8 protein-coding genes are annotated in these 7,602 nt (G+C 73.3%); 5 read left to right on the top strand and 3 right to left on the bottom strand.

Annotated elements, in window-relative coordinates:
• The first annotated feature begins 149 nt into the window (after positions 1-149).
• Both araB and BL253_RS38655 read left to right on the top strand, forming a co-directional pair.
• A complete protein-coding gene (gene araB, locus BL253_RS38650) occupies positions 150-2,027 on the top strand; it encodes a ribulokinase (RefSeq protein ID WP_081439119.1) in 1,878 nt (625 codons plus the stop codon).
• The gene (locus BL253_RS38655) at positions 2,024-2,551 is read left to right on the top strand and encodes a class II aldolase/adducin family protein (RefSeq protein ID WP_081439120.1); all 528 of its coding nucleotides are present in this window, start codon (positions 2,024-2,026) and stop codon (positions 2,549-2,551) included. The genes araB and BL253_RS38655 overlap by 4 nt, the downstream gene beginning before the upstream one ends.
• Here the strand turns inward: BL253_RS38655 and BL253_RS38660 are convergent.
• A complete protein-coding gene (locus BL253_RS38660) occupies positions 2,484-3,218 on the bottom strand; it encodes a hypothetical protein (RefSeq protein WP_076823056.1) in 735 nt (244 codons plus the stop codon). The genes BL253_RS38655 and BL253_RS38660 overlap by 68 nt on opposite strands.
• A 59-nt stretch (positions 3,219-3,277) precedes the next feature.
• Entirely contained in the window at positions 3,278-4,066 is a 789-nt protein-coding gene (locus tag BL253_RS38665; protein ID WP_076823058.1) for an ABC transporter ATP-binding protein, read from the bottom strand.
• A gap of 114 nt (positions 4,067-4,180) precedes the next feature.
• Here BL253_RS38665 and BL253_RS38670 point away from each other — a divergent pair, with 114 nt between their 5' ends.
• Both BL253_RS38670 and BL253_RS38675 read left to right on the top strand, forming a co-directional pair.
• Entirely contained in the window at positions 4,181-5,410 is a 1,230-nt protein-coding gene (locus tag BL253_RS38670) for a sensor histidine kinase (protein ID WP_076823060.1), read from the top strand.
• Entirely contained in the window at positions 5,407-6,090 is a 684-nt protein-coding gene (locus BL253_RS38675; RefSeq protein ID WP_076823061.1) for a response regulator transcription factor, read from the top strand. The genes BL253_RS38670 and BL253_RS38675 overlap by 4 nt, the downstream gene beginning before the upstream one ends.
• Before the next feature lie 91 nt (positions 6,091-6,181).
• On the opposite strand, the gene BL253_RS38680 is transcribed toward BL253_RS38675, so the two are convergent.
• Complete coding sequence (locus BL253_RS38680) at positions 6,182-6,868, bottom strand: LuxR C-terminal-related transcriptional regulator (protein ID WP_076823063.1); 687 nt, start codon at positions 6,866-6,868, stop codon at positions 6,182-6,184.
• A gap of 94 nt (positions 6,869-6,962) precedes the next feature.
• Here BL253_RS38680 and BL253_RS44590 point away from each other — a divergent pair.
• On the top strand, positions 6,963-7,602 hold a 640-nt coding region (locus BL253_RS44590; RefSeq protein WP_241835538.1), incomplete at its 3' end, for a response regulator.

A 7,602-nucleotide genomic window follows, 5' to 3' on the forward strand; every position in this document is an offset into this window, starting at 1 on the left:
CCACCAGCACCCGACCCCTCCCTGACCAGACACGCCACCACACGCCCAGCCAGGGAAGAACCCAAACCCGCCTTGTTCAGCGGTCTCCTAGCCGGTGCCCGGCCCGTCCCCGTCTATCCATGCCCGGTCCATCCGCGCGAGGGAGCCGCATGACCGCCAGCCCCGATCCCGCCGTCCGGGACGCGTACGTCGTCGGCATCGACTTCGGCACGCTGTCCGGCCGCGCCAGCGTGATCCGGGTCCGCGACGGACACGAACTGGCGACGGCCACGCACACCTACGCCGACGGGGTGATCGACGCCCGGCTGCCGGGCGGCCGGGAGCTGCCGCCGGACTGGGCGCTGCAGAACCCACGCGACTGGATCGCCGTCCTCGCCGCCGCCGTCCCCGCCGCCGTGCGCGGCGCGGGTGTCGATCCGGCGGAGGTCGTCGGCATCGGCACCGACTTCACCGCCTGCACCGTCCTGCCGACGACCGCGGACGGCACGCCGCTGTGCGAGCTGCCTGACCACGCCAGCCGGCCGCACGCCTGGCCGAAGCTCTGGAAGCACCACGCGGCCCAGCCGCACGCCGACCGGGTCAACGCGCTCGCCCACGAGCGCGGCGAGCCCTGGATCGCCCGGTACGGCGGGAAGATCTCCAGTGAGTGGCAGGTCGCCAAGGCGCTGCAGGCCATCGAGGAGGATCCCGAGGTCTACGCCGCGACCGACCGCTGGATCGAGGCCRCCGACTGGATCGTCTGGCAGCTCACCGGGACGGAGACCCGCAACGCCTGCGCCGCCGGGTACAAGGGCATCTTCCAGGACGGGGCCTACCCGAGCCGTGACTTCTTCGCCGCGCTCAACCCCGCGTTCGCCGACTACGCGGACACGCGCCTGTCGACCGCCCTGCTCCCGCTCGGCGCCCCGGCCGGGTGCCTGACGGCCCGCGCCGCCGAGTGGACCGGCCTACCGGCCGGCACGGTCGTCGCGGCCGGCAACGTGGACGCCCACGTCAGCGCTCCCGCGGTCGGGGTCACCGAGCCCGGGCACATGCTCGCGGTGATGGGCACGTCCACCTGCCACGTCATGTCCGCCGACGCGCTCGCCGAGGTCCCCGGCATGTGCGGCGTCGTCGACGGCGGCATCATCGCGGGCCGCTTCGGCTACGAGGCCGGCCAGTCCGGCGTCGGCGACATCTTCGCCTGGTGGGCCGAGCACCACGTACCCGACTCCTACCGCCACGCGGCGCGGGCCGCCGGGGTGTCGCTGCACCAGCACCTCACCGCGCTGACCGCGGGCGACCCGGTCGGCGCCCACGGGCTGCTCGCCCTGGACTGGATGAACGGCAACCGATCCGTCCTCGTCGACCACACCCTGTCCGGCGTGGTCGTCGGCCAGACGCTCGCGACCCGCCCCGAACACGTCTACCGCGCGCTGCTGGAGGCCACCGCGTTCGGCACCCGGCGCATCTTCGACGCCTTCCGCGACTCCGGCGTGCCCGTCCGGGAGTTCTACGCCGCCGGCGGCCTGATCCAGAACTCCACCCTCATGCGGCTCTACGCGGACGTCCTCGGCTACCCCATCCACACCGCCGCGACCAGCCAGGCCCCGGCGCTCGGCTCCGCCATCCACGCCGCGGTCGCCGCCGGCGCCTACCCGGACGTGCCCGCCGCCGCGGTCGCCATGAGCCGGGTGGACCGCGACGCCTACCTCCCGAACCCGGCCCGGCACGCCGCCTACACCCGTGTCTACGACGAGTACCTCGCGCTGCACGACTACTTCGGCGGCACCGGCGCCGGGACGGGCGGTGTGCTGCACCGCCTGCGTGCCCTGCGCGACGAGGCCCTGCGCGGCCTCGCCGGGCCGGCGGACGATCGGGCGTTCCCCGATCCGACGTGCCCCGGCCCGGCACCGCCCGCGCACACGGTTCCGACGGCGGCGGCCGGCCCACACCCGACCAGTCCAACCAACCCGACCGGCCCAACCAACCCGACCGGCCCAACCAACCCGACCGGCCCGACCGACCCGACCGGAGACCCACGATGACCGACCAGGCGTCCTGGCCCGACGTCGACGAGGCGCGTGCCCAGCTCGTCGACCTGCACCTGTCCCTCGTCGACAACGGCCTCGTCGCCTGGACCTCCGGCAACGTCTCGGCCCGCGCCCGCGACGGGCACGGCCAGGAGGTTTTCGTGATCAAACCTTCCGGGGTCGACTACGCCGAGCTGACGGCGCAGCGGATGGTCGTCTGCGACCTGGACGGCGCCGTGGTGGCGGGCGGCCTCAGCCCGTCCAGCGACACCGCCGCGCACGCCTACGTCTACCGGCACCGCCCGGACGTCGGCGGCGTCGTGCACACCCACTCCCCCTACGCGTGCGCCTGGGCCGCCCGTCACGAACCCATCCCGTGCGTGCTGTCCGCGATGGCCGACGCGCCAGAGCCGCTGAACAACCGGCCGGCCGGCCGGTCCGGCCTCAGCGGGCGTGGCCCGTTCGGCCCGCTCAGGTGTCGCGCCGACGGGCGAGCAGGAGCCCGGCGCCGAGGGCCAGGGCCGCGTAGACCGCGGTGACGGCGAGGCCGTGCCAGGGGCCGGCGTAGTAGTCGGGGCGTTCGACGGTGTGCTGGACGGAGAAGCCGGCGAACGGCGTCCAGCGCTGGGCGAACCGCTGGACGTCCTCGCCACCGCCGATCAGGCCGGGCAGGAGGACCGTGGCGGCTACCAGCGGGATCGCGATGGAGGCACGCCGCACGATCGTGGCGACGCCGAGCGCGTAGAGGGCGACCACGGCGATCAGCAGCCCGGTGCCGACGATCGCCCGCAGCGGCGGCCCGCTGAGCAGGTCGGGTTCCGGGTAGCTGGGAGCGACGTAGCCCTGACCACGCTGGAGCGGGCGGGCCACGAGATAGGAGCCCCAGGACGAGGCGACGCCGACGATCAGGGTGGCCGCCGCCGCGATGGACGCCTTGGCCAGGATCACCCGATGGCGACGCGGGTTGGCGGTGTAGCTGGTCGAGATCATGCCTGAGCGTTCCTCGTTGCCGATCATGGACGCACCGACGACGGCGGCGATGATGACGCCGACCAGGACGCCGACGAGCGTGTTGGCGACGATGTCGTCGTCGCCCCGCACGCCGGGTGGGTCGGTGGAGGGGGTGTTGGCGACGACGAGCGCGGAGAACGCGACGGGGAGGACGGCGAGCAGGGCGAACGCGACACGCGTGCCGCGGCTGCCCACAGTCTTGATCCACTCTGCCCGGGCGGCGCTGGGGCGAGGGCGCGGAACCACGGCCGAGGTCATGGGCGGGCCAGCGCGGAAGACGTGACGAGGCTGAGGTAGACGTCCTCCAGGCTCGGACGGCCGCCGGGGTCGGAGCCGGAACCGAGGTCGGAGCCGGCGCCGCGCGCGCCGCCCGCCAGCAGCGAGTCGATGTCGGCGTCGGCGGCGATCCGGCCGTGGTGGATCACGACGACCCGGTCGGCGAGGCCTTCGAGCTCGCCCATCAGATGTGACGACACGAGGACGGTCCGGCCCTCGTCGCGGAGGCGGTGAACGAGGCCGCGGAACCAGACCAGGCCTTGCGGGTCGAGCCCGTTCATCGGCTCGTCGAGCATGAGGATCGGCGGGTCGCCGAGCAGGGCGACGGCGACACCGAGCCGTTGCCTCATGCCGAGTGACCATCCGCCGACCCGGCGCCGCGCGGCGGAACCGAGGCCGACCTGCTCAAGCAGCGCGTCGACGGGAGCCGGGTCGATACCGCCCGCGGCGGCCAGCCAGCGCAGGTGGGTACGGCCGGTCAGCGCGGGGTTCACCGCGGAGGCGTTCAGCATGGCGCCGATCCGGGTCAGCGGGGCGTCGAGACGCCGGTACGGCCGGCCGGCGACCAGCGCCTGGCCCGAGGTCGGGCGGGCGAGCCCGAGCGCGACACGCATCAGGGTCGTCTTGCCGGAGCCGTTCGGGCCCACGAGCGCGGTGACCGCGCCCGGGGGCACCGCGAACGACACCTCGTCGAGAGCGACGGTGGCGCCGAACCGTTTCGTCAGCGTCTCGAAGATCAGGTCAGGGCGGGGGAGATCGGATCGCATGGTGGGGACGGTAGGGAGGGCAAGGGGGGCGGCGAATCCCCCGCGGGAGCGGTTTCGGGCCTCCCCCACGCGAGCGATGCGGGGCCGCCGGCCGGGCGGAGACACTGGGAGGCGATGAGCGAACGAATCCTGCCGGCGGCCGTCGACCGCCTCGAAGACCGGTTGACGCGTGCTCTGGCCACGCCGTGGCCGTGGCTCGCCGTCGCGGGAGTGCTTCTGCTCGCGGCGGCGGCGCAGGCGGGACTCGACGACCGGTTTCTGACCTCGGTCGCGATCGTCCTGCCCGTCGCGTTCGTCGTTCGCCTTCCGCGTCCGGCGGTGCTGATCGCCGTGGTCGCCGCGCTGGGGTTCTTCTTCCCCGGGGCCCCGTTGGTCCCGATCGCTGGCGGAACCGGCCTCCTGATCGTGTGCGCGGTGGCCGGCTACCGGCTCACGGCGGCCGAGATCTGTGTGATCGGCGGCCTGTTCCTCATCAACGCCGTGACACCGTTCAACGCGCCCGACCCGGGAGCGGCCAGCTACCTGCTGTTCACCGTCGTCATCGGCGCGCTTGGGTTCGGCCGACTCCTGCGAAGCCGAAGCGCGATCATCGCCGAGCGCGAGGCGCTCGGCGCCGCCCACACGTCGACCGTGCGCGAGCACCTGCTCCTGGTCGACCGCACGGCCATCGCGCGCGAGCTGCACGACGTCGTCGCCCACCACATCTCGCACATCGCGATCCAGGCGGAGACCGCCCGGTACACGACGCCCGGCCTGCCCGAGCTCGCCGGCACCCGGCTCGCGGAGATCGGCGAGTCCGCCCGCTCGGCGCTCGCCGAGATGCGCCGCGTCCTCACGGTGATCCGCGCTCCCGGCCCGCCGCGCGCCGGCCCGCCGCGCGCCGGCCCGCCGGCGGCCGGCGCGCCAGCCGGCCAGCTCGGCCCGGCCCTCGAGCCCCGTCCCGGCCTCGGTCAGCTCGACGCGCTGGTCGGGGCCACCCGCCGCCATGGCACGGCGGTCACCGTCACGGTGAGCGGGCTCGCGGTCCCGATCCCCGCCGACGTCGACCTCGTCGCCTACCGGGTGATCCAGGAATCCCTCACGAACGCCCGCCGCCACGCTCCCGGCGCCGACGTGGACATCGCCCTCCACCACGGCCCGGAGCTGCTCCGCCTGACGATCCACAACGGCTCTCCGGGCGTGGCCGCGCCGACCGTTCCGACCGACCAGACCGACCAGACCGGGCTCGGCCTGCTCGGCATGCGTGAGCGGGTCGACGCCGTCGGGGGGACCCTGCGCCACGGGCGTCTCCCCGACGGCGGGTTCACGGTCGCCGCGGAGCTTCCCCTGCGACCGGACCGATGACCGGTCCGAGGACCGCGCCGGCACCGATCCGCGTGCTGATCGTCGACGACGACGAGATCGTCCGGGCCGGTTTCTCCGCGCTGCTCGAGACCCGCGACGACCTCGTCGTCGTCGGCACCGCCCGCGACGGGCGCGACGCCGTTCACGTCGCGCGCGTCCGCCGTCCCGACGTGGTCCTGATGGACGTCCGCATGCCCGTCGTCGACGGGATCGCCGCGACCAGGCTGATCACCGGCACGCTCTCGCCCGCGCCCCGGGTGATCGTCCTCACGACGTTCGACCTCGACGAGTACGTGTACGACGCGCTGTCGGCGGGAGCCAGTGGATTCCTGCTCAAGGACGTGCCGGCCACGACGCTGTTCGATGCCGTGCGCGTCGTCGCCCATGGCGACGCCCTCCTCACTCCTGACGTCACCCGGCGTCTCATCGACGAGTTCGCCCGCGTCCGGCCCCGCTTCCGACCCGACCGGCTCGCCCAGCTCACCACCCGGGAGGTCGACGTCCTGCGCCTGCTCGCCGCGGGCCGATCCAACCCCGAGATCGCCGCCCTGCTCCACATCAGCAACGAGACCGTCAAGACCCACGTCAGCAGCGTCCTCACCAAGCTCGAGGCCCGGGACCGCACCCAGGCCGTGATCGCCGCCTACGAGGCGGGCCTCGTGCGCCCTGGTGCCCCATGAGCGGGGTGGCAGCAGCCGGGGTGCTCTCTGACGCGCGTCCCGGTACGCCGGGCTCGAGGGCGGCGGATCTCAGGCAGGTCGGGCGGGCTGCTCAGCGCGTCCTGCCGGTCGGGGGCCTGGCGCGCCAGGACTGGATGCGGTGGTGGTGGTCCGGGGCGAATCCGTGGTTGACGCCCCACAGCACGGCCTGGGAGCGGCTGGTCACGCCAATCTTGCGGTAGAGCGCGCGGATGTAGGACTTCACCGTGTTCGGGCTCAGGCAGGTGATCTCGGCGACCTCGGCGTTGTTGCGGCCCTGGGTGATCAGCGCGAGGACCTCCGCCTCCCGTTCGGTGAGGCCCTCGTTGCGGCCCGGCCAGTCCTGGCCGGCGGTGGCGCGGGAGCGCGGCGGCCGGCTCACGACCACCTCGCCCGCGTGCACGGCCTCGAGCGCGGCGACGAGCTCACGGCCGGTAAGCGTCTTCGACAGGTAGCCGTTCGCGCCCCTGGCCAGAGCGTCCTCGATCAGGTGCTGGTGGAAGGTGCAGGTATAGATGACGACCCGGCCGCTGTGCTTGTTCGCGACGACGTCCGCGAGGTCGTCTCCGCCGGCCTCGGCCTGGGCGAAGGAGTCGTACAGCACGATGTCGACGTCCTCGACGACCGGACGGTTCGTGTCGATCTCGACGACGCGGACCCGATCCTCATAGGGCGCCAGGATGCGGGCTACGCCGGCCAGCACCACGTCATAGTCATCGACCAGCGCCACAGTGATCGGCCCGGACGCTCCGCCTGCCATAGGTAAGGACGTACCACCTGTCATGGGCGGGAGTTACCACCCCTAGGGGGGTATCACACCCCCTTTGTTCGCGGTTAAGTGTGTTGTGTGGTCGATGGGAAGCCACGAGTCCCCCGACGGCCCGCAGACACCTGGAATGCCCGGACTGACCGCCATGCACACCTCGGCGAACCGCATCACCACCCCGCATATCGGGCCGGGTGAAACGATCGGGGGACCCCTGACCGCGCTCGTGAGTCCCAGTCACGCCCGACACGTGCGGGATTCACCGGCGGGCTCGTCCAAACTGCGCGAGGCCAGCCCGACCGACCAGGCGCTCCCCGTCGCGCTGTCGGTCGAACTGCCGGTCCAGATGGCGGCCGAGCCCGGCCAGACCGACTGGCCCGTCCTGCTCGTCGAGGACGATGACGGTGACGCCTTCCTCGTCGAGGAACTCCTCGACGAGATGTCAGCTCCCGTCAGGCTGCAACGAGCCAGCAGCATCGCCGAAGCCCGCACCATGGCCACCGGCGCCCGCTGCGTCCTGCTCGACCTCGGACTCCCCGACAGCCACGGCCTGTCCGCCCTCGAGACCATGCGCCACGTCGCCCCCGCCGCCGCCATCGTCGTACTCACCGGCCTCACCGACGAACACCGCGGCGTCGAAGCACTCGCCGCCGGCGCCCAGGACTACCTCGTCAAAGGCGAGATCGACGGCAGAACACTCCTGCGCGCCCTGCGCTACGCCATCGAAC

This window comes from Pseudofrankia asymbiotica (assembly GCF_001983105.1).
Classification (GTDB): domain Bacteria; phylum Actinomycetota; class Actinomycetes; order Frankiales; family Frankiaceae; genus Pseudofrankia; species Pseudofrankia asymbiotica.

Bases quoted from the DNA above. Each gene is read 5' to 3' on its own strand.
- BL253_RS38680 (WP_076823063.1), bottom strand. From the start codon at position 6,868: ATGGCAGGCGGAGCGTCCGGGCCGATCACTGTGGCGCTGGTCGATGAC.
- BL253_RS38670 (WP_076823060.1), top strand. From the start codon at position 4,181: ATGAGCGAACGAATCCTGCCGGCGGCCGTCGACCGCCTCGAAGACCGG.
- BL253_RS38665 (WP_076823058.1), bottom strand. From the start codon at position 4,066: ATGCGATCCGATCTCCCCCGCCCTGACCTGATCTTCGAGACGCTGACG.
- BL253_RS38655 (WP_081439120.1), top strand. From the start codon at position 2,024: ATGACCGACCAGGCGTCCTGGCCCGACGTCGACGAGGCGCGTGCCCAG.
- BL253_RS38675 (WP_076823061.1), top strand. From the start codon at position 5,407: ATGACCGGTCCGAGGACCGCGCCGGCACCGATCCGCGTGCTGATCGTC.